The following is a 20,583-nucleotide window of genomic DNA, read 5'->3' as shown; positions in this document are numbered from 1 at the left end:
ATAGAAAAATGTAGAGAATTATTTTCTCTTAAACAAGGACATTTATGAAAATCAGAAAGGCGATCATTCCCATTGCAGGTAAAGGAACTAGATTTCTTCCAGCGACGAAACAAATCGCAAAAGAGATCATTCCAATCATTAATGTTCCCATGATTCATTACATTGTTCAGGAAGCAGTGGAAGCTGGCATTGAACAAATTATCTTCGTCACTTCTTCAGGAAAATTCTCTGTTGAAGATTACTTCGATCGTAATCAGGAGCTTGAGGCCTTCCTTGAAAGAAACAATAAAATGAAAGAACTCGATCTGATTCGTAAGATCGGTTCAATGGTGGATGTGACCAGTGTCCGCCAGAAAGAACAACTTGGTTTGGGTCACGCTGTTCTTTGTGCAAAAAACATGATTGGTGATGAACCGTTTGCCATTCTTCTTGGTGACGATATTGTGATCAACGATAAACCTGCCATCAAGCAATTGATGGATGTATCGCTAGTCAATAACGGCGCTCCCGTGATTGGAGTGATGGAAGTCCCTAAACAAGACACGCCTAAATACGGAATCGTAAAAGGTGAAATCGTTGACGAAAAAACTCTTCGAATGACGGGCATGGTGGAAAAACCAAAACCAGAAGATGCCCCGACCAACCTTGCGACTCCTGGTCGTTATATTCTTACCCCTAAAATCTTCTCGATCCTTGAGAAAATCCCTCGTGGTGCAGGTAATGAATATCAGCTAACTGATGCTATTAACGTTCTTTGCCAGAGTCAGGATGTCTTTGCTTACCGTTTCGATGGGGAAAGATATGACACTGGTAACGTCCATGGCTACCTTGATGCTACAATTGATTTTGCTCTTAAAGATCCTGAGATTCGTGACACCTTCCTGGCGTCTTTGAAGAGTCGACTTGTTAAACATGGAATTTCAGTATGATGAAAATTGTCTTTGCTTTCTTGTTCCTGGTATCTGCTGCACACGCTTACGTACCGACCGTTGAATCGTTGTTTCGCCATGGTTCTAATCCGGATGTAACTGCCAATGGGATCTCTCTTACCATGGTGGTGAAGAAGATGGGGGAGGAGAAAACTCCTGCAACATCTCAGGATGCCTCGTTGGTTCAGGACGCAAGACCTGAAGACTTTTATAAAATTTTCATCACAAATAATCCTAACGACAGTCTAAAAATTGCTCAGACTCGTTATAAGAACGCCACTTTTTCTGAATCATCTTTAGAGCACAAGATCTATTACCCAAACTTCACCTCTTACACGGTGAAGTCTGATGTTGAGCACATGGAACGTGGACTTTTCTATGCTTTGATTCACAGTTTGACTCTTAATAATGGTGCTCACATCGTGAATTATTTAAAAGGATTAGGTGTTCCGGTTCGTTTAAATAATGAACTTATCAACCGAGAAAAGGTCGAGTTCCTTGCTGATTACAAACGTTATCTTGTGACAATTGCGAAAGACCGCAATGCTAAGAAGACTGAAGTAAATCCTATGCGTCCGGATGATCGTGAGGCCCGTGAACGTGCTGAACGAATCATGAACGAATCAATGTACACTGATACAAAACAAGTGAAGCTTTCTCGTGATGATGGTCAAATCTCATGGGTCGTGAATGCTGGTCCATTTGAGGCCGTGTTTGCCTATAAGTCTCGTGACCTTCAGAAGATTCGCTTTAAGTCCCAGGCCGGCGAATTCGAAATGATCTGTAAGGACTACTGGCTTGCCAATGGAACCCACGCGATGCCGAGATATATTTTGGTTAAGAGTCTCAATGGTCAAAGCTACCAAGTAGAAATCACCAATCTTCGTCATTATGTGGAGAAGGAAGCTGATCTCGTTCGTCGTCTGAATAATTGGGACCAGATCTTAAAAGGAAAAGAATCTTCTGAGCTTCGTCCAGAATTTCTGCTTTAATGAAAGTTGCCCGAATTGCCGTAAACTATCCTCAAAAAAACTCAGGTCTTCTTTATCATTATGAAGGAGACCTTGAGCGTGGCCAGGTCGTTGAAGTCCCTCTTGGAAAACGTTCTGAACTTGGTTGTGTTGTCAGTATCGATGAATCAAAATCCAAAGAATACGCTGATACTCCCGTTGATAAGATTAAATTAATCAAAGACATTGTTCCTGACTGGAAACTCGGCGAGGCCGAACTTCAACTCTATGAATGGATGTCTCAGTACTATCACTACAGTCTGGGCCAGCTCATCTTTGATTGCTTGCCTCATCATTTAAAAAGACCTCGTGAACTTGAAAAAACTCTGGGGGAAGGACACCCTTTGGAGTTTGTTCCTAATCCTACTCAAAAGTCCATCATTGAGGCGATTCGTGAAGGTCTTGGCGGCTTTAAACGATCTCTTGTTCACGGTGTGACGGGAAGTGGAAAGACAGTGGTGTATTTGGATCTCATTAAGAGCACCATCGAGAGTGGAAAGAGCGTGCTTTTTCTTTTGCCTGAAATTAACCTCACGCCACAATTTGTCCATACATTCGCAAAGTACCTGGATGCTCCGATCTTTTCTTACCACTCTGAACTTTCTGATTCTCAGAAATACCAGATCTGGAAAGAAGCACGAGCGATGAAAAAAGGTGCGCTGATTTTAGGAGTGAGGAGTTCAATTTTCATTCCGGTCTCCAATCTTGGTCTCATCATTATTGATGAAGAACACGATACCTCTTTCAAGCAGGACGATCGTTGTCCTTATAATGCTCGTGATGTGGCCTCGAAAAAGGCCCAGCTTTTAAATGTCCCGATTGTGATGGGCTCTGCGACTCCAAGCTTAGAGACGTACAATGCCTTTCATCAACCAAAGCAAAATCTTTTTGAAATGAAAGAGCGTGCCGGAGACGCCTTTCTTCCGGAGATCAGGCTTATTGATGCTCGTGATAAGTCAGACAAAGAAGAAGATATCTGGCCCCTCGTTCCTCAGTCCATTGAGGCAATTAAAGAGGCCCTGGGGAGAAAAGAACAGGTATTAGTGTTCGTGAATCGTTTGGGTTTTGCGAACTATATTCAGTGCCGTGGATGCGGACATCAATTTAATTGTCCGAACTGTGCCATTACTCTTCGCTACTATAAGAGAAAAAATCAACTGGCCTGTCATCACTGTGAATATAAAGAGCCAATGCCGACTCAGTGTCCTTCTTGTGGATGTTTAACAATGTCTCACAAAGGTTTTGGAACTGAGAAAATAGAAGAAGTGCTTAAACGAATTTTTCCAGACAAGGCAATTGAGCGTTTTGACCGTGATGAGATCAAGACCTTTAAGCAGTTAGAAGAAAGACTGGGTGATTTTCACGCTGGGAAAATTGATCTCATGGTGGGAACGCAGATGCTTTCAAAGGGCCACAACTTTGAAAAAGTTAAACTGGTTCTTATCCTGGGAATTGATAATCAATTAAACTTTCCGGACTTCAGGTCTAATGAACGCGTTTATCAGACCCTCACTCAAGTTGCGGGAAGGGCCGGCCGTTATTCACAAGACGGAAAAGTTTTGATTCAGACCTTGAATCCTGAAAACTCATTATTTCAAATTGTGAAGAACCACGACTTTCATCAGTTCTATCAGGATGAACTAAAAATCCGTGAACTTTGTGATTGTCCGCCCTTTAAACGTCTCGCGATGATTCACTTTTCTTCGCGCTTTCAAGATAAGTTAATCGCCCATGTTTCTGAACATGTGGGGACCATGATCAAGGGCCTCATCGCCCAACACTTTCCGGAAGTTTCGATTTTGGGACCAAGACCCGCTAATATTGAAAAGAAGGCCAACCAGTTTACTTGGTCGATTCTTTTAAAATCTAAAGACCTGGCCCAACTCCACAACCTTCTGAAATCTTTCGAGATGAACTATAAATCAATGAGTTCAGTCAGCTATAAGATCGATATCGACCCTTACACTCTCATGTAAATACTTAAGTTTGAAGACCTCCTGTCCGAATAGAAGGTGAGATAACTCAACTTCTGTTTTGAGGACACTATGAAAAAGTTTTCGATCCTACTGCTCTCAATGGCAACTGTGCCAGTCTATGCTCAAGGTATTTTGGGTTCCTTGAATTCGTATCAGGAGACCTTGGAACCAAAGCATGTGGCCAGGACTAGTGAAGGTGGAAGTAGCACGACAGTAGGAAGTAGTTCGAAGCCTGTTCCTGAAGTAAAGCCGAGTGGTGGGGCCTCATCGACAACGAATAATAAGTGTGAAGAGAATGATCAGACTTCGTTGCCTCTAAGTTACATTACGTCCCTTCTTCAAGAGAGAGATGGAAAACTTGATATCGTTCACGATCCTCGTCAGGGAACACTAACAGTCAAATCACCAGACATGATTTCCAACTGCTCAAGCATGCTTGAGTGGAAATTAAAGCAACCTGAAATTCAAGGTAAGAAGTCTTACGCGATTGAAGTTAAGTTTAATAGCTCTGGAGAATGTACGGATCAGGGGTGTAAGTACAAAGTCGCCAAAGTTAAAAACGGTGAATTTGATAAGTATGAAGAGATGGTTTTCAAACCAACACTAAAAGGTTTTGAAGAATGTCTTCAGAAATCAGGAGTGATTGTAGATGGAAAGGTCGATCCGAAGGCCATTTATAGTTCTCAGGTAAACGAAAAGTTCAATGGCATCGAACAGTCCGGAAAGCTGCTTTTCGTTTCTCATGGTCCATCTACTCCGATGATAAAAGCGAAGTATGGCGGAAAGTTCGAAGCAGTTGATCGTTGTGATTATTACGAGCAAGCTCATCCGCAGATTAAAAATCTTCTGACTTTAGCAGATGAAGAAAAAGAACGTCTGGACGCCGAAGCGGCCAAGCTTAAAGATTGTCCTATCAATGAGTATTACAAAGTAGCGGACTTCCTTGAGAAGTATGAAGATTACAATGCGCAACTTGGTGAGGTTCGTGATCGCTTAATCCTTGAGTCGACAAAAAAATCGGCCGAGGCCCTGCTTAAAGGGAAGTACACTGAAGAAGATCTGAAAGTGATGGGTGATTTTGATCGCTACATTGTGCAACCAAAAATTGAAAAGGCGATCGCCCTCTATAATGAGATGTTAAACCTTGAAGGTGATGCGAAGAAGGCAAAACAAGAAGAACTTAAAGTTGTTCTGGCCGAACTTTCTTCTTACAGACAAAAACCATATTTTACTGGTGTTCAGACGAAGAAGTTAATTGAAGACGGACGCTTTGAAGAAGCTGAGAAGCTTAATTCGATCCTGATTGGTCTTGATAACTACCACCGTCTAGGTGCTAAGCAAGAAAACGTCGTGATCACTCCACAGGTGGCAGCCTCTCGCTCTGTGGCCGCTCGTCAATCTTTCAAAGCTCAACTTGAGACCGAAAGAGAAAACTATGAGATTCGTACTGGTCAGTCGACTGGTAAATCTGATTACTATGCGGGCCTCGCTAAACGCATGCGCCAAAATATACAAATTCGTACTCAGAACTTCGGTGCTGAAATTCAGAGTGAGTATGAACGTGTTCAACAACCGAATGGATACTGCTTCAAGTACTGGCGTAATACTCAAAAGTGTATTCAAGACACAGTTGAGAGAGTTCAAGAGCTGACCGCACTTCTACAGCACTATAACAAAGTGGATGAAGAGCGTGCTCAAGAGTACGACGCAAAAGCCAAGCAATATGGTGAAATGGAGGCCCAAGGTCGCCGTTACATCGCCGCACAAAATGGAGAGGAAGTAGAAGAACCAGCTCCTAAAAAAGAAGAGCCGGTTGATACAACGAGACCAACTCCAAGAGCGCAAGAGCCCCAACAACCACAGCAACCGCAACAACCAGGGGCTTATACTTTTAACTGGCCTCCGCAGCAGCCTCAGGCCCAAGCTCAGATGACTCCGCAAATGTATCAGTATCCGACAGCTCCGAATATGCAGCAGAATATGTTCATGCAACAGCAGAACCCGTTTCAGTATTATTCGCAACCGCTAGGTGCTCAAGCTTATGGTGGGTATCAAATGCAGGGTGGATATAACTTTCAGTGGGGAGGAGGAAACCAGATGATGGGATATCCTCAGCAGCAGATGTATCAGAACATGAACCCGTACATGCAATACAATCAGTACAGCATGTACAGGTAAGATTAAAAGATTAGAACTCGAGAGTTGCTCTTAGACCGCCACCGTGCACGTTTGAGAGCGACAGTTCTTTAGCAGCGTTTGTGAAAGCGTAGTAGTCACCCACCATCCAGTAGCCATAGTAACCACCGATAGTAACGTTTGGATTCCAACGGTAATCAAATCCTAGGTCGATTTCCCAACCATAGTTTTTGTCTTGTTTCTGAGTAGAGTTGAACGCGTAGTTTTCTTCGTGGTGATAAGCACGAGATCCTGCTTTCGCAGTCTCAAGGGCATTCGCCATGATTAAAGCACCTTTCCAAGTCCACTTATCAGTTTTGTAGTTACCGTAAAGTTTGAAGAAACGAGCGTTGGTGATTGAAGAATCGAAGATTGATTTTCCACCTTCATTGAAAGCAGCATAGTTATAGCGGAACATGAGGTCAGCAATCTGGAAGTTCGGGTGCATGTAAGCAGCTTCGAATTTATCACTAGAGCCTTTATCACCACTAGCTTGCCCAGCAAGGAAGCCCATGTCCCATTTTGGATTTAGGTCGTACTTAAGATCAATCACACCAGAGTTAGCAGAGATTTTTGAATCATCTCCAGCTGCGTATACATCACCGTAATCACCAGTCATAAGTGCTGCTTCAGCAGTAACTTTGAATTTGTTCCACTTTTTTGAAAGGAAACCGTCGATGATTGTTACGTCAGTTTTACCGCGATCAATTTCATCTCCTGGAGTTGGCCCAGTTGTAGTCGAGTTATAAAGTGAGTTCTTCGCTTCAGAAGAGCGTTTTGCATAAAGAATGCTGGCAATGAAATCTTTGTTCTTGTTATCGTATTTTGCCACGAGACCAAGTTCACGCACATCAAAGTCACCCACTGGCTGGCCTTGAGGTCTAGCTTTTGTGTCGTTGTAGCTAGAGATTTTTGCGTAATAAGGAGCAACGCTGAAGTTACCGATCTTCATTTCAGCATCGATACCATCATACATAGTCAGGAAACGGTCCCAAGGATCACGACCGTCATCAAAGATCATGCCCATCCCGAAACCACGAGCGAAACGACCGATTTTCACCAGAGCTGTATCAGCGTAAAGCTCCATGTACATCTGGTTAACGTTTAGAGAACTTCTTTGGGCCGGAGTCGTGAAGAAGTAGGCGTTGTTACCTGAACCATCGTAGTTGTTGGCAGAATCTTCGCCAGCAAAACCACCACGAAGGTAACCACTTGAAAGCTCACCTTTAAGAGTCACACCATCGTTAACGATGATGTTTGGGTTCAAGCGCATAGTATAGGTTTGGAAAGAAGCTCCACAGTCACCATTACGAAGGGCCTGGGTACCACTTCTTTGAATTGCAGGTCCATCAGACGGAAGTGGCTTCTCAGCCGGGCCAATAGTGTCGCCAGTACGACAAGTATTAGCGATATTGTGAGTATCGACCCCAAATACCCCAGTCCAATCAATTGGAAGGGCCATGGCAGAATTGATGCTTAGGGCAGAAATAAAAAGTGTAGAACTTAAGCGCAAGCTTTTAACGGTCACGGTATCTCCATAGTGTTCTGGTGGTTCGGAAAACCAGCATGGGAATAATGTATTGAAAAACTATAAGAAATCCCTACGGATGTGTCCAATTATCCCACTCAAAAAATCTTGAAAACCCTTTTTGGATGGCTTGCAAAAAAGCATTTGGTACTTTATATTGCTTTGAACGCATTTATGTTCTTGTAGGGGTGTCGACAAGTGGTAAGTCAGCAGATTTTGATTCTGCCATGCGCAGGTTCGAACCCTGCCACCCCTACCACTTTTGAAGGTCATCCTTCCAGGAGTTCAGAGTGAGACGAATGGTTTTAGTCTCGGGTACCTCAAACCCTATCCTCTCGAAGAAAATCTCCGAATTCCTAGACATCCCACTTGTAAATCCTCAATTAAGACGTTTCGCCAACGGCGAAATCTACTGTGAAATCGAAAAGAACGTTCGTGGTGCTGACGTATTCGTCATTCAATCGACGTGCGCTCCCGTTAATGAAAACTTGATGGAACTCTTGATTATCGTAGATGCTCTTAAGCGAGCTTCGGCGAAGTCAATCACAGCCGTGGTTCCTCATTACGGATACTCTCGTCAGGACCGTAAGAGTGCTCCTCGTACTCCAATTACAGCTAAACTTGTTGCCGATATGGTGACTGTGGCCGGAGCTTCTCGTGTGATCACGATGGATCTTCACGCCGGTCAGATCCAAGGCTTCTTTAATATCCCGTTCGATAATATTTTCGCTTCTCCCGTGCTTCTTGAGTACGTTGAGAAGAACCTTGATCGCTCAAATCTTATCACTGTGTCTCCGGACGCAGGGGGGGTAGAGCGCGTTCGTTATTATGCTAAGAAATTAGAGGCGGATCTCGCCCTAATTGATAAACGTCGTACTGGTCCAAATGTGGCTGAAGCTATGAACGTGATCGGGGACGTAAACGGCAAAGACTGTATCATTATTGATGATATGATCGACACGGCCGGAACTCTGGTTCAAGCTGCTAAGGCCCTTCGTAAGAATGGTGCTAAAAAAATCTATGCTGCCTCAACACACCCAGTGTTCTCACCTCCAGCGATTGATAGAATCGCGGCCTGTGAAGAACTGGAAGCGGTGATTGTGACTGATACAATCCCTCTTTCTGAGGCCGCGAAACAATTAAGTAAAATCAAAGTCGTCACTACTGCCGACATCCTGGCGAAAGCTATCCACCGAACATTCAACCATGATTCGGTAAGCTCACTGTTCATCTAGTATGTTTCAGTTAGTTGTTGGTGTAGGTAACCCAGGCCCTCAGTATGCAGAGACCAAGCACAATATTGCTTGGATGCTTCTGGATCAAACTCCCACTTTTGGAAATGCCATTTGGAAATCAAAGTTTAAGGGTGAATACGCTGAGGCCTCGATTAAAGGTAACAAGTTTTACGCCTTAAAACCCCAGACCTATATGAATCTTTCGGGGGAATCGGTGCAACCGATGGCGAACTTTTTTAAGATCGCGCCTAGTGAGATTCTCGTTATTCATGATGAACTGGACATCCCTTTTGGTCAGGTTCATTTCAAAATGGGTGGGGGTCTAGCGGGCCATAACGGATTGAAATCTATCGCCGCTTGCCTGGGAACTGATTCTTTTGCTCGCATGCGAATCGGAATAGGCCGTCCTCCTCATGGGGACGTTTCAAACTGGGTTCTGGGTGGATTTCATGGGGATCAGAAGATTCAGTTGCCTCTTCTCATCCAGAAATTGCATGACCCTCTCGTAACCGCTATGGTAGATGGTCTAAATAAAGTCGGAATTTACAATAAGAAGAATCTATTAGCTTAGGAGTTATCTATGGGTATGAATTGTGGAATTGTGGGTCTACCAAACGTTGGTAAGTCGACAATTTTCTCGGCACTAACATCGGCACCGGCCGAGGCCGCGAACTACCCGTTCTGTACAATTGAACCAAACGTTGGGATCGTTCACGTTCCTGATGAGCGTTTGGAAAAAATCGCAAAACTTGTTGGCCCGGAAAAAGTTATTCCGGCCGTGACTGAATTCGTAGATATCGCAGGTCTCGTGAAAGGCGCATCTAAGGGTGAAGGGCTTGGTAACCAGTTCCTTGGTCACATCCGTCAGGTAGGGGCCATCTGTCACGTGGTTCGTTGTTTCGAAGATAACGATATCGTGCACGTTGCTGGTAAAGTTGATCCTGTTTCAGACATTGAAGTTATTAACATCGAGCTTGCTCTGGCGGATCTTGAATCTGTTACGAAGCGTATCCAAACTCTTGATAAATATCTTAAGTCTCAAGATAAGAAAGTTCAGCAGAAGGCCCTAATCTCGAAGCCAATCCTTGAGCGTCTAGTGAAGACTCTGGAAGCTGGTCTTCCTGCTCGTTCACTTCCACTTGATGCTGATGAAATCGACGCTATCTCTGACATCCATCTTATTACGATGAAGAAGATGCTTTACGTATGTAACGTTGATGAAGCAAACATTCTTGAAGAAAATGAGCACGTGAAGAAAGTTCGTGAGATTGCTGCCAAAGAAGGATCACAAGTGATCACCATTTGCGGAAAAATCGAGTCTGAAATCGCGGCACTTGAATCAAAAGAAGAAAAAGAAGCATTCCTTAAAGATATCGGTATCGAAGAGTCAGGTCTTTCTAAGATGATTCGTGCTGGTTACAACATGCTTGATATGTACACGTACTTCACAGCTGGTGTGAAAGAAGTTCGTGCTTGGACTTTCCCGAAAGGTGCTAAAGCTCCACAGGCCGCGGGCGTAATTCACTCTGATTTCGAGCGTGGTTTCATTAAGGCAGAAGTTTATCATTGTAATGATCTATTCGCCCTTGGTTCTGAAGCGAAGGTTAAAGAGGCCGGTAAATTCAGAATGGAAGGTAAGGAATACGAAGTGAAAGACGGCGACGTTATCCACTTCAAGTTCAACGTTTAATAAAATTGTATTCATGAAAAGACCGCTGCAAACGACGATTATCCTAGTTTTCAGCGGTCTTTTCTTTTTCTCTCAGATCTATTCCCATAAGCACGGTTGGATCGAGGCGTTTCCTTTCTTTCACTGGTCGCTCTACACACACAAGCAAGATGTCATTCACGACTATGCTGTCACCACTCCTGAATTAATTAAGGGTGAGGAAGAGTATTGGGTCATCCAAGAACTTGGTGTTGCCCAGGAGCAAGGCGATTTCATCACAATCAATCAAAAGATCAAGGAGCTTGCGACTCTAACGAAGGAACATTCTTTTACACTCTCAAAACGCACACTTAATCCTGTGAACTACGTATTACGTAAGGAAGTCCTTAAGGACAAAGTTCTCGCGACGTTTCGTCATCGGAGCAACGAATGAAAGAGATGCTTCGACTTTTTTATGCTTTCAAGCTCATCATCCTCGTTTTATATGGGATGGATTTCGTACTTCATATGACCGGCGGAAACCCTGAATGGCTCTGGCCCGTTCGTTGGTTTCAGTTTTTTAGAAATGCAGATTCACTGGTTTATTTTGTGGGCCTTCTGGGACTGATTTTTGGGGTCCAAGTCATTCGTAGTCCCTTTGATCCTAAGATGAAAGCGGGAGAGTTCATTTTCTCGTTCCTGTTTTTTGCTGCTTTCTTCTCTTATGGAAAGATTGATCACAGTCTCCATGGTTTGATCCTCTCGTCCATCTTTTTAAGTTTCATCAATGGCGAAGAAAAGAATGATCAATTGGCCCACAGAAGTGCCGTCAGTGTTTTTGTCTTCACTTACTTTTTGTCGGGTCTCTGGAAACTCCGGATTGTCATTGAGTCTAGTATTGACGGAATTCTTACCTTTCAACTGGCCCGAAACATGGTCATTCAAGGTGAGAACAATTCCTTGGCCCTGTCGATCATGAACATGCCGATGAGTCTTCAATCTTTAATATGGGTTTTTGTGATCGTATTTGAACTTGCCGGAATTTTCGTGGTTCAGAAACAGCAACTTATTAGAGCATGGGGAATCCTTCTGATTCTTTTTCACGCTGTTACTTATTTTGTGATGGGAGTTTCTTTTTGGGAGGCGCAGGTTGTGGCGCTGATCCTAATGGTTTTAGGACCAGCATCACACTATTTGTTAAAACCTAATTTTACATCGAAGATCTGATTCAGTTCTCTTGGATCAACTACGTCCGGCTTTTCATTAATCAGTAGTTTATAGAAGAAAATATTTCGAAAGATAAGCTTCACGTAGTTGCGCGTCTCTAAGAACGGAATGGCCTCAATGTTTTTTAGAATTGTGGCGTCTGTATCAAAGTAAAGGTTCTTCCAACGTTCTACACGTGTTTCACCGGCGTTGTAGGCGGATAGCACGTACACCAAGTTCCCGTCATAGCGTTTAACGAGACCTTTAAAGTATTTGGTCCCAAGCTCGATATTGATTTCCGGATTAACGAGATGCTTATCACGAACTGAACGCTTCAGGCGACGAGCAGTTGCAGGCATAAGTTGCATAAGTCCGCGAGCACCCACTGGTGAGCGTGCAAGTGGATTAAACACCGATTCCTGACGAATAAGAGAGAGCACCACGATTGGATCTAGGACCTCTTTCTTAAGTGCTTTATTCAAAATATCTATATAAGGTTTTGGATAAAGTACTTCTAATAATGAGCGATTAAAAAGAACTTCTTTTTTATCTAGGACTTCATACAGGTAACGGAACGTTGCCAAATAGTTCTGAGAATTCTGAATAATTTTGGCATTGATCAGATGAAGGTCCGACTTCACGAGCTGCTGCTTGTCCGATGGATATTTTACCAGAAGGGCCGGCATGCTGTGATTGTTTAAACGCTTAAGCTCCAGTTTAAGGAAGCGGGCATTATCAATTTTAGACCATGCCTTAAGTCGAATAAGTGAAGCGATATGATCTTCATCAAGATTTTTCAGTTCGAGGCCAACCGATGCTTGAGCACTGGCACCATTTGTCGTGTAAAAGTTCACATATTGCGAATCAGGTTTTAAAACCTGAAGCTTTTTGGTCGCCATGATCCCGTAATAACTCAGCGGATGATTCACGATGATGTTCTCGTAAAGAGCGATCGCATCCGACTTTTCATTCAGTTCTTCGTGAATATAAGCAATCCAGAATTTAAGACGAGGGTCGATAATTGAGGTGCTCTTCTTGATCAGATTGTGCTGATTAGCGAGCTTCTGGGCGTCTTTAAACTCGTTAAGGGACAAGTAAGTCCAAAGATAAAAGAACAGGGCGTCCTCTTGAATTTCCTTATTGTTCTTCTTAACGATGTACTTAAAAATATCGCGGGAAAGATCTTTGTAACCGTTACGAAAAACCGATTTAGAGAAATCGTTCATACGAGTAAGACAAAGGCCAACCGGTAAGTGATCTTGATTGAGCTCTAGATAGTTTTTTAAGAAGTTAAAATGATCTTTGATCTTCTTCTCATTGGCATCTTTGCTGTCAATGGCCTTATAACCAAGTTCAATCAACTTACCGTATTCAGCATAAAAAACGTTTTGATGTTGGAGAGGGTTAAAGCCCTTGTCCTGGATAAGTTTGGTGATTTGCTCGTTGATAAGAATATCTTGTAAGACTTCCTGAGAAGGAACGATCTCGTTACGAACACTATAAGTGGTCACTTCCTGAGAGATCTTTTTAAGGATTTCAGGTTTATCAGATTGCGACTGAACAAAAAATGCGAAGTTCTTTTTGTTCTTTTTGGTCAGGAAAAATTTCAGGTTTTCCTGAATGAAGAGAGTCGCCTCATCACTTAAGGTCTTGGTCTTATCAATATCGCGACCGATTGATTCGAGTGTTCTTTCGCGACAATAGTTGCCTGCGAGACGCTCAAGAACTCTTTCAAATGGGAGAGTTTCTTTTCTCGTTGTGTATTGGCGGCAGTAGGTGATGAAATCACTCGTGCCATTAATTTTAGAAATGTGTTGAATGGATTTAAGCCAAGGAACAAACAGTGAAAAGTTCTTAGACTTTTCTGATTCATTCAGGACCTTCGTTAAAACTTCCTGATTGATATAACCTTTTTCAGTGAACTTCACCATGTTCACCATGTGCTCAGCAATAATATGATCAGCTCGCGAAAGTTGAAGTCTATCGGAGTTCAGAATGTTGTCGTAAGCACCGTTCGATGCGTGAGCAACATTGAGACTTAAAGCAGTGAGAATGATAGTTCGGAAAAAGTTCATGACTCTCGAAAAGTAAATCCATCCCTCATGGATGGATGCCAATAAGTATAACATTGAATGGAAAATTAAAGAGGTTTTTTGTAACGGGATTTAATGTCGAGTAGCCGACGGGAAATCTCGTTCAAAATCGGTTTTTTGTCATCTGGAACGGCCGCCGATAAGTTCTCGATGTAAGAGGCGACTTCATCCACATACTGAAAGTCATTTTCCTGATTCAGGGAAACAGTTTCAAGGAACAAACTAACTTCCTCAGCTACGTCCTGAAAATGATCTCCCGTTCGGAAAGTCAGGGGCGTAATTGGTTTACCTTCACGAATCGCAGCAAGATGACTCTTGAGCTTAAACATCGGCCCGGCAATTTTGTGGGTCAGGAAAATAAATACAATGAAGGCCAGCAACGTAATCACGAGCTGGATCAGAATGAGATAGAGAATCAATTCATTTCGTGCAGCAATAATGTTGGCCGGTAATTCCGGAGCTGCGGTCGTAATCATCTGAAAAAAGTCAAAAATAATAATCGGATAAATGATGGTAGAGGCAAGAATAATAGAACAAACGACCACACTGAATTTCAGCTGGAATGATGGATTAATCAAAAAAATAGAGCGTTTGTAAAATGCCAATGCTTATTCCTATTCAAGGTATTAATAGCATCATAAAATGAGTTCGTAATTTGTACTAGCCGGAAATTAGGGCATTAACCAATCAGTTTACTCAAGCAAGTAGGATTCTATGTTAGATCAAATCAAAGCACGTTTAAATCAAATCAAAAATCCGGCCACAGGGGCGACCTTTGAGGCCGAAAAACGTTGGCAGCATATTGCAATGGATGGGGACAAGCTCGTTGCCCAGTACAACCGTGATGGTATTTCTCCCGCTGAGAAGAGGGTAGTGGAGGCCGAGATTCAAAAGGCCCTGGGCGATCTCATGGTGGTGGATAACATTATGGTGAAAACCACTTCTTCACAAAGCCAGGACGTTTTCAAGGCCCTGGATAAGCAGGGCGAGGCCCCAACCAAGGCCCCTGAAACTCAACCGGCCCAACTGAAGGTGGGGCATGGTACAATTGACAAGAAAAAACCGGTTCCAGGTGTTGGAAAAATTATCGCCATTGGTTCAGGTAAGGGTGGTGTTGGTAAATCTACTTTCACTTCGAACCTTGCCCTCAGTCTTGCGAAGAAAGGTCACAAAGTTGGTATCATTGATGCTGATATTTATGGTCCTTCTCTCCCAATGATCTTTGGTAAAAGAGATGAAAAGCCACGTTCGAATTCAGAAAGAAAAATCATTCCGGTTGAATCTTTCGGCATTAAGTTCATGAGCTTTGGTTTCTTCATCAATGAACAAGATCCTGTGATCTGGCGTGGACCGATGCTTGGTGGTGTGCTTAACCAATTCCTTTTTGATGTGGACTGGTCTGGAACTGACTATCTTCTTATCGACCTTCCTCCTGGTACTGGTGATATTCAACTTTCCATGATCCAAAACGCTCACGTTGATGGATCAATTGTTATTTCTACTCCACAAGATATTGCACTTCTTGATGCTAAAAAAGGTGTCGAGATGTTTAAGAAACTTAACCTTCCGATCATTGGTATGGTTGAGAACATGAGCTCGTTTATTTGTTCAAACTGTGGAACTGAACACCATATCTTCGGCGAAGGCGGAGTCGCTAAAGCAGTTGAGCAGTTACAAATTGATTTCTTAGGACAAATCCCACTTGAGATCGAACTTCGCACAGGCTCAGACCACGGTCTTCCTTATATGTCTCAAGATCAATTTCAAGGTCGCCCAGTTTGGACCAGCTTCATGCATGTGACTGAAAAAGTGGAAAACTTTTTTAATCCAAATCCAGCCCCAACAAACAAAGGCGGATTTTTCTCTAAGATTCTAGGACTTAATAAATAATGGAATCTAAGTTGATGGGTGTGATTGAAGAGCAGGTGGCGGTGCAATTTACCGGCAAGGTGAATGTGCTGGCCTCGTTCAATCGACAATTCCTGGGTCACCTTCTCTTTAAGCAAGGAGAGGTGATCCAGGTGAAGTTCAATGGCCACCAGGGTCTCAAGGCCTTCTATCAACTCATCATTCAAGAGCATTCACTTCAGGCTTTTGATTATGTCGTAGAGCCCGAGTTGGTGGATGAAAAAGAACGCCAGATTCATTATCCGTTTGCTGTGATTAAAAATAAAATGGCCGAGGTCTTAAAGCAGTATCGCGAGTCACTTAAAGTTCGCCCACCGGATAACGTGAAGATCCTGATTGATTCTGAGTTCATCGACGATACTCTTCCAGTGACACCTGAAGAGTATGATGTTCTTCAGACGCTGACCGAGTGGAACAATACCCACGATATTTATCAGCATTGTCAGTTGATGGATCATGAAATTACATGGGCCCTGGTAAGTTTGCGGAAAAAGGGCGCTCTTAAGATCGTGGCCCCTAAGTAACGCACCTGGTAGCAAGCAAGATGATAGTGACCACTTAAAAAAAAACCGTTAAAATGGCTGAAATTTTTAGAGAGGTTCTCATGAAATCGCAAAAGCACAATCAAGGCGAATTAAAAGAAGTTACTGTTAAAATCGAAAAGCAAGTTGCTGAAGATCTAGAAACAATGAGCAAGAACACTGGTATCTCTGTGGCCGACATCGTAGCGATCGCACTTAAGCGTTTCCGTTCTTCTCACTCTGATTACCTAAAACAAGTTCCTGTTACAGAATAATTTTTAGGGCCCTCTTTCGAGGGCCTTTCTTTTTCATCTTGGACGTCAGTCAAAACGATGGTCGTAAGGCCTGAAGAGAATCCGATTGTCTGAGAGATCCACCACAAAATATTTTTTAGACAGTTGTGATCTTCATGACGGAAAAAGTGTCTAAGTTTTAAACACCCCTCTAATTTCTATCTAGTTATCCAGCTTAAAACCCCATTAAAGGCGCTCCTGATTTGGCACGCCCCTTGCTCTATAGAGGGCACAGGGGATTTTTATGACTTGGAAACTGCACAAGAATAAGACAGTTGCGTTTTTGGCCTTTGGCCTCTTTATGGTGGTCGGGACATACAATGCGGTGGTGATAAACTCCGAATCTCATCTGGCCGGTACGGACATTAAATTCGTAAAACGCCTTGATGAAATCTATGGTGTCACTGTCTCAGGACGTGAAGTCGCTGCATCCGTTAATTGGCAAAAATTAACTCCCAAAGAAGTGGCAATCCATAAGGCCAAGGTCGAACCTCGGCAAGTGATACAGACGGTTTCAACCTCAAGCTCATCACCTGAAACAACACCCGGTGAAATCGTTCCTGCGGCCGCGGTCCAGGAAGAACTTTCATTAAATCTAGTGGAAGTGATTAACCCGAAGAAGTGGCAACAAGGACTCAACAATACTCAATTTGCAGGAAACCTTTCTACTAATAATGGTGTGATCGAATCCTTGAATGTTTCCTTACCAAATGGTGAAGGAGTATCGGTTTCATTCTCAGAAATGGTAGGTAACGTTTTTGAATATGATCTCGATGGCGAACTCTATTCAGGTATGATGTACCAAGTGGACCAGAGTGCGTATATGGTCACACTTACCAACGGTCCTCTTGAAGGAACTCGACTAAGATTTGCGACTGAAATACCTGCAGTAGAGCAACAACAGACACAGGAAATACTGGCAGAGAACAATAATATGGAAGTTGGTAACTTCGGACAGGATCCTCAGATAGAACGAGAGAACCAGCAAGGATATGTTCAAGCAGAAGAAGTTCAACAAAATGATCTTCAAGATCAGCAAATGCAACAGCAAGAACAACAACCGCCATTCAATGAAGAACAGGCGATGTTGTATGATCAAAATTTGCAACAACAACAGCAATTCTAACTTAAGAGCAGGGCCCTTTGAAAAAAGGGCCTTTTATTTTTCCGCTACGATCTGTTGCACCTCCGGCCTGCTACAGACTGTTGCGAGAGAAAATTTCTTTTTTACATATATAATGACAACATTTTCTCCTCTGAAAAGTTGGTGTTGACGTTAAAAAATTTCTCGTGTTAGTTTCACGTTCTACCCCAAAAATTCTCATCAAAAAAAATCGAAAATTTTATTTTTCTTTAGTTGTTTTTTAGAAATCATCAATCTATAAAGCCGATCAATCTCACACAACTACTTCACTCACGAAGTATTTAACCAACAGGAGAATCTCTCATGAAAACTCTCGCACTTGCTTTCGGTCTACTTGTTTCTGCTAGCTCTTTCGCTGGCGTTATCTACAGCAACACTGCTGATCTCAGCACTTCAGCTACTCAAATCAAAATGACAGACGCTGAGTACAAGCTTCTTCCAACAAAAACTGAAACTCGTTGGATCCCTGGCTGTAACCCAAATGGTGAGCGTCACCCAGTTGAGTGTCAAGAAACTGTAGTTCTTGAGTCTCAACCAGTAATTACAGTAAACGTTCAGTACGTGGATACGATGTTCCGTTCTGAAGGTAATGAGAAGAGCAACCTTGCTCTTAACTTCCGTCTTGAAGATTTCTCTGCTGCTGACGTAGCCGCTCTTAAAGCTGCTTACCCAACTTGGGCACACCCTTTCTCTCGCGCTGGTCAGAAATTCGCCAAGAAAAATTTCGACCTTCAAGTTAAACTAGCTTCAAGAACAATCCAAGTTGTAGACGTTCAAAACTCTAAACTTTGCCGAGTTCTTGAATCAGGCGAAATCGAAGCAGGTTGTGAAGAAGTAATCGTGTACAAAGATGCACAAACAACTGTTAAAGAAGTAACTCTTCTTAAGAAATAATCTCTGAGAAAATTTACTGCAGATGGGGGCCAGTCTTAGACTGGCCCTTTTTTTTGTTCGATGTGAACATGCCTTATAGATCGATAAAGCAAAATCTAGACTCAATGTTGCCGGGCATCTTGGACTTTTGCGTGAACTTCCTTGATCCATGACATAAAAAGCGGGCACTCAAAACCTGTAAACTAAAAGGGAGTTCACATGAAATGTTTATTGTTCGTTATGGCCTTAACTGTAAGTGCTCATTCATTTGCCGGTGATTTGTTCTCTCAAACAAAAGTATTCGATCTAGATACGTCTGATTTTAAAATTGAGTACGCTCAGTATGGGGTTATACCGACAAAGACTGAAGTAAGACAAATCCCTGGTTGCGATGTAACGGCCGATCGTCATCCAGTTGATTGTGAAGAAACAGTTGTTCTTGAAAAAGAGGCCGTTGTAAGTGTGATCGTGACTTATAAAGATCCAACAAGTGTTGATGAATATCAAACTCCTGCATGGTTCACTGTTCACTTCCGTCCGGAAGACATCCCTGCTGTAGAACTTGCCACTCTGAGATCTGTTTCATGGAGAACTCCGTTCTCAAAAATTCCTTCGAAAGTTGCAAAGAAAAATTTCAAGCTAGAAATTAAAAACGTTAGAAAAGAAATTCAAGTGATTGATGAGGCCAACTCTACTATTTGTCCTAGAGATAATAATGGTTTCTTTGATTGCGAAGACGTTATTGTTTACAAGCCTGCTATGACAACCGTTAAAGAAGTAACAGTTCTGAAGAAATAAGCCTTTTGGATAATCGAGGGCCGGTCTATGACTGGCCCTTTTTTTTGGTGTTCACTAGAAAAAACGGAATGATTTCACGATTTAAGTAAGCTGTTTGCCTGCCCAAACGAGGTCCTTTATAAGAGGTAAAACCCACTCAAAGGACGCTTATGTTAAAGTTCATAGCTCTCGCTCTAACAGCTCTTTCACTTTCAAATGCTTTCGCCGAAGTTGGTTCTCCAACCGCTGAAAAGTATCGTGCTAGATTCACTAATTTTTCTTGTAAAAGTTTTCGTGACAAGGCCCCTGCTCCTGAGCGTCTTACTAACATCAATATGAAATTTGGCCACCTGGGTGTGGACCGCGATCTAAATTTCGCCATCGTGAATATGGTATCTAGTGATACCAAGGGTTGTGAGTACCGCGCTCGTTTTGAAAGAATGCGTGCCACTAAGACAATTGAGTTTCTTGAATCGCAAATGATTGGTGGAGATGAATGTCAGGACCTTAAAGCAGATCTAGACCAAACTTTTGAAGCAGGTTTCATGTACATTTCAAAGTACGACTACTACTTCGCACTTAAGTTCAATGATAAGTTTAAAAATGCTTGTGAATCTACCACTGGTAACTTCATGGCAGAGTTTGAATTAGGTCTATAAAGACTTCATTTTGTCTTCAAGCCCCTGGGTTGAATAAAAACCGATTTTACCAATGTGAAGTTGGATTTTTGTGAAAGGCAGGGGCAAGGTCGCCTTGTTCCAGCTCTTCTTAAAAACAAACTTCCATTTCGGATACCCACGCACAGGCACAATCGGTCGTTTAGACTTATCAGAGACCGCTGTAATGCCTTCTTTCACTTTATAGATGGGTCCACGTGGGCCATCCACGGCAATCGTCATCTTGTGGCCATCAATCACTTTTCTCATGCCGGCCAATAGCCCAGCGACACCGCCTCGATGAGAAGAACCACGGACTGTCTGATAACCCATGTGCTCGACGGCACTCGCAAGAATCTGACCGTCTTTAGAGTTAGAAATCAGGATACAGATATTTTTATAAGCAAAGTAGGGAAGACAGGATAGATCGTCCTGATGAAAACAAGCATAGATCAGGTTCTTTCCAGGATCAGCATCTAACGTCGTCAGGTCTTCGAATAAGACTTTTTTATCAGCTGGATCTTCAAAAGAAAGTTCGTAGCGGAAGGTTGAGGCGTAGATCTTATAAAGAAAGCCGGCCAAAAGGCCGGCGAATTTCTGAAGTAACAAGT

General features: G+C 42.8%; 20 protein-coding genes and 1 tRNA gene. 17 read left to right on the top strand and 4 right to left on the bottom strand.

Annotated features, from left to right (window positions below; all coding sequences use genetic code 11):
• Nucleotides 1-44 precede the first annotated feature (44 nt).
• The 4 genes from galU (at nucleotide 45) to ACJVC5_RS05135 (ending at nucleotide 6,093) form a co-directional block, all read left to right on the top strand.
• Entirely contained in the window at nucleotides 45-929 is an 885-nt protein-coding gene (gene galU / locus ACJVC5_RS05150) for a UTP--glucose-1-phosphate uridylyltransferase GalU (protein ID WP_408098302.1), read from the top strand.
• Complete coding sequence (locus ACJVC5_RS05145; RefSeq protein WP_408098301.1) at nucleotides 926-1,921, top strand: hypothetical protein; 996 nt, start codon at nucleotides 926-928, stop codon at nucleotides 1,919-1,921. The genes galU and ACJVC5_RS05145 overlap by 4 nt, the downstream gene beginning before the upstream one ends.
• Complete coding sequence (gene priA, locus ACJVC5_RS05140; RefSeq protein WP_408098300.1) at nucleotides 1,921-3,915, top strand: replication restart helicase PriA; 1,995 nt, start codon at nucleotides 1,921-1,923, stop codon at nucleotides 3,913-3,915. The genes ACJVC5_RS05145 and priA overlap by 1 nt, the downstream gene beginning before the upstream one ends.
• Nucleotides 3,916-3,984: 69 nt before the next feature.
• Entirely contained in the window at nucleotides 3,985-6,093 is a 2,109-nt protein-coding gene (locus tag ACJVC5_RS05135; protein ID WP_408098299.1) for a hypothetical protein, read from the top strand.
• A gap of 10 nt (nucleotides 6,094-6,103) precedes the next feature.
• Here ACJVC5_RS05135 and ACJVC5_RS05130 read toward each other — a convergent pair whose 3' ends face one another.
• Nucleotides 6,104-7,618, bottom strand: coding sequence for a hypothetical protein (locus ACJVC5_RS05130; RefSeq protein WP_408098298.1), 1,515 nt, complete (start codon nucleotides 7,616-7,618; stop codon nucleotides 6,104-6,106).
• 184 nt (nucleotides 7,619-7,802) lie between these two features.
• On the opposite strand from ACJVC5_RS05130, the gene ACJVC5_RS05125 reads away from it, so the two are divergent.
• The 6 genes from ACJVC5_RS05125 to ACJVC5_RS05100 all read left to right on the top strand — a co-directional run bounded on the left by ACJVC5_RS05125 (nucleotide 7,803) and on the right by ACJVC5_RS05100 (nucleotide 11,728).
• A tRNA-Gln gene (locus tag ACJVC5_RS05125) sits at nucleotides 7,803-7,877 on the top strand.
• Nucleotides 7,878-7,917: 40 nt separating this feature from the next.
• A complete protein-coding gene (locus ACJVC5_RS05120) occupies nucleotides 7,918-8,853 on the top strand; it encodes a ribose-phosphate pyrophosphokinase (protein WP_408099224.1) in 936 nt (311 codons plus the stop codon).
• Nucleotide 8,854: 1 nt separating this feature from the next.
• Nucleotides 8,855-9,424, top strand: a complete 570-nt coding sequence (pth, locus tag ACJVC5_RS05115; protein WP_408098297.1) for an aminoacyl-tRNA hydrolase — start codon at nucleotides 8,855-8,857, stop codon at nucleotides 9,422-9,424.
• Nucleotides 9,425-9,433: 9 nt separating this feature from the next.
• The gene (gene ychF / locus ACJVC5_RS05110) at nucleotides 9,434-10,543 is read left to right on the top strand and encodes a redox-regulated ATPase YchF (protein ID WP_408098296.1); all 1,110 of its coding nucleotides are present in this window, start codon (nucleotides 9,434-9,436) and stop codon (nucleotides 10,541-10,543) included.
• A 13-nt stretch (nucleotides 10,544-10,556) separates the two neighbouring features.
• Nucleotides 10,557-10,955 (top strand): hypothetical protein, encoded by a 399-nt coding sequence (locus ACJVC5_RS05105; RefSeq protein WP_408098295.1) that lies wholly within the window; start codon nucleotides 10,557-10,559, stop codon nucleotides 10,953-10,955.
• A complete protein-coding gene (locus ACJVC5_RS05100; protein WP_408098294.1) occupies nucleotides 10,952-11,728 on the top strand; it encodes a hypothetical protein in 777 nt (258 codons plus the stop codon). The genes ACJVC5_RS05105 and ACJVC5_RS05100 overlap by 4 nt, the downstream gene beginning before the upstream one ends.
• Here ACJVC5_RS05100 and ACJVC5_RS05095 read toward each other — a convergent pair.
• The gene (locus tag ACJVC5_RS05095; RefSeq protein WP_408098293.1) at nucleotides 11,692-13,782 is read right to left on the bottom strand and encodes a transglycosylase SLT domain-containing protein; all 2,091 of its coding nucleotides are present in this window, start codon (nucleotides 13,780-13,782) and stop codon (nucleotides 11,692-11,694) included. The two genes, ACJVC5_RS05100 and ACJVC5_RS05095, sit on opposite strands and share 37 nt — an antisense overlap.
• Nucleotides 13,783-13,847: 65 nt before the next feature.
• Nucleotides 13,848-14,405 carry a hypothetical protein gene (locus ACJVC5_RS05090; RefSeq protein WP_408098292.1) on the bottom strand — a complete coding sequence of 186 codons (558 nt, stop codon included), beginning with the start codon at nucleotides 14,403-14,405 and terminating at the stop codon, nucleotides 13,848-13,850.
• A gap of 109 nt (nucleotides 14,406-14,514) precedes the next feature.
• On the opposite strand from ACJVC5_RS05090, the gene ACJVC5_RS05085 reads away from it, so the two are divergent.
• From ACJVC5_RS05085 to ACJVC5_RS05055, 7 genes are all read left to right on the top strand, one after another.
• On the top strand, nucleotides 14,515-15,690 hold the full coding sequence (locus ACJVC5_RS05085) for an Mrp/NBP35 family ATP-binding protein (protein WP_408098291.1): 1,176 nt from the start codon (nucleotides 14,515-14,517) through the stop codon (nucleotides 15,688-15,690).
• Nucleotides 15,690-16,232, top strand: a complete 543-nt coding sequence (locus ACJVC5_RS05080; RefSeq protein WP_408098290.1) for a hypothetical protein — start codon at nucleotides 15,690-15,692, stop codon at nucleotides 16,230-16,232. Before ACJVC5_RS05085 ends, ACJVC5_RS05080 begins: the two co-directional genes overlap by 1 nt.
• Before the next feature lie 80 nt (nucleotides 16,233-16,312).
• On the top strand, nucleotides 16,313-16,504 hold the full coding sequence (locus ACJVC5_RS05075) for a hypothetical protein (RefSeq protein ID WP_408098289.1): 192 nt from the start codon (nucleotides 16,313-16,315) through the stop codon (nucleotides 16,502-16,504).
• A gap of 262 nt (nucleotides 16,505-16,766) precedes the next feature.
• Nucleotides 16,767-17,648, top strand: a complete 882-nt coding sequence (locus tag ACJVC5_RS05070; protein WP_408098288.1) for a hypothetical protein — start codon at nucleotides 16,767-16,769, stop codon at nucleotides 17,646-17,648.
• Nucleotides 17,649-17,969: 321 nt separating this feature from the next.
• Nucleotides 17,970-18,560: a hypothetical protein gene (locus ACJVC5_RS05065; protein WP_408098287.1), complete on the top strand. Its 591-nt coding sequence runs from the start codon at nucleotides 17,970-17,972 to the stop codon at nucleotides 18,558-18,560.
• Nucleotides 18,561-18,758: 198 nt separating this feature from the next.
• Entirely contained in the window at nucleotides 18,759-19,337 is a 579-nt protein-coding gene (locus ACJVC5_RS05060; protein ID WP_408098286.1) for a hypothetical protein, read from the top strand.
• A gap of 149 nt (nucleotides 19,338-19,486) precedes the next feature.
• Nucleotides 19,487-19,975: a hypothetical protein gene (locus ACJVC5_RS05055; protein WP_408098285.1), complete on the top strand. Its 489-nt coding sequence runs from the start codon at nucleotides 19,487-19,489 to the stop codon at nucleotides 19,973-19,975.
• Here the strand turns inward: ACJVC5_RS05055 and ACJVC5_RS05050 are convergent.
• Complete coding sequence (locus ACJVC5_RS05050) at nucleotides 19,970-20,581, bottom strand: lysophospholipid acyltransferase family protein (RefSeq protein ID WP_408098284.1); 612 nt, start codon at nucleotides 20,579-20,581, stop codon at nucleotides 19,970-19,972. The two genes, ACJVC5_RS05055 and ACJVC5_RS05050, sit on opposite strands and share 6 nt — an antisense overlap.
• Between the last annotated feature and the right edge of the window lie 2 nt (nucleotides 20,582-20,583).

The organism is Peredibacter sp. HCB2-198, from assembly GCF_045999315.1.
GTDB lineage: Bacteria > Bdellovibrionota > Bacteriovoracia > Bacteriovoracales > Bacteriovoracaceae > Peredibacter.
Note: the sequence above shows the minus strand (reverse complement) of the source record. Positions and strands in the feature narration are given on the sequence as shown.

What these genes read in the sequence shown, in the direction of transcription:
- pth (WP_408098297.1), top strand. Translation starts at nt 8,855, where the DNA reads ATGTTTCAGTTAGTTGTTGGTGTAGGTAACCCAGGCCCTCAGTATGCA.
- ACJVC5_RS05075 (WP_408098289.1), top strand. Translation starts at nt 16,313, where the DNA reads ATGAAATCGCAAAAGCACAATCAAGGCGAATTAAAAGAAGTTACTGTT.
- ACJVC5_RS05100 (WP_408098294.1), top strand. Translation starts at nt 10,952, where the DNA reads ATGAAAGAGATGCTTCGACTTTTTTATGCTTTCAAGCTCATCATCCTC.
- ACJVC5_RS05065 (WP_408098287.1), top strand. Translation starts at nt 17,970, where the DNA reads ATGAAAACTCTCGCACTTGCTTTCGGTCTACTTGTTTCTGCTAGCTCT.
- ACJVC5_RS05085 (WP_408098291.1), top strand. Translation starts at nt 14,515, where the DNA reads ATGTTAGATCAAATCAAAGCACGTTTAAATCAAATCAAAAATCCGGCC.
- ACJVC5_RS05055 (WP_408098285.1), top strand. Translation starts at nt 19,487, where the DNA reads ATGTTAAAGTTCATAGCTCTCGCTCTAACAGCTCTTTCACTTTCAAAT.
- ACJVC5_RS05120 (WP_408099224.1), top strand. Translation starts at nt 7,918, where the DNA reads ATGGTTTTAGTCTCGGGTACCTCAAACCCTATCCTCTCGAAGAAAATC.
- ACJVC5_RS05135 (WP_408098299.1), top strand. Translation starts at nt 3,985, where the DNA reads ATGAAAAAGTTTTCGATCCTACTGCTCTCAATGGCAACTGTGCCAGTC.
- ychF (WP_408098296.1), top strand. Translation starts at nt 9,434, where the DNA reads ATGGGTATGAATTGTGGAATTGTGGGTCTACCAAACGTTGGTAAGTCG.
- priA (WP_408098300.1), top strand. Translation starts at nt 1,921, where the DNA reads ATGAAAGTTGCCCGAATTGCCGTAAACTATCCTCAAAAAAACTCAGGT.
- ACJVC5_RS05095 (WP_408098293.1), bottom strand. Translation starts at nt 13,782, where the DNA reads ATGAACTTTTTCCGAACTATCATTCTCACTGCTTTAAGTCTCAATGTT.
- ACJVC5_RS05145 (WP_408098301.1), top strand. Translation starts at nt 926, where the DNA reads ATGATGAAAATTGTCTTTGCTTTCTTGTTCCTGGTATCTGCTGCACAC.
- ACJVC5_RS05105 (WP_408098295.1), top strand. Translation starts at nt 10,557, where the DNA reads ATGAAAAGACCGCTGCAAACGACGATTATCCTAGTTTTCAGCGGTCTT.
- ACJVC5_RS05060 (WP_408098286.1), top strand. Translation starts at nt 18,759, where the DNA reads ATGAAATGTTTATTGTTCGTTATGGCCTTAACTGTAAGTGCTCATTCA.
- ACJVC5_RS05070 (WP_408098288.1), top strand. Translation starts at nt 16,767, where the DNA reads ATGACTTGGAAACTGCACAAGAATAAGACAGTTGCGTTTTTGGCCTTT.
- ACJVC5_RS05080 (WP_408098290.1), top strand. Translation starts at nt 15,690, where the DNA reads ATGGAATCTAAGTTGATGGGTGTGATTGAAGAGCAGGTGGCGGTGCAA.
- galU (WP_408098302.1), top strand. Translation starts at nt 45, where the DNA reads ATGAAAATCAGAAAGGCGATCATTCCCATTGCAGGTAAAGGAACTAGA.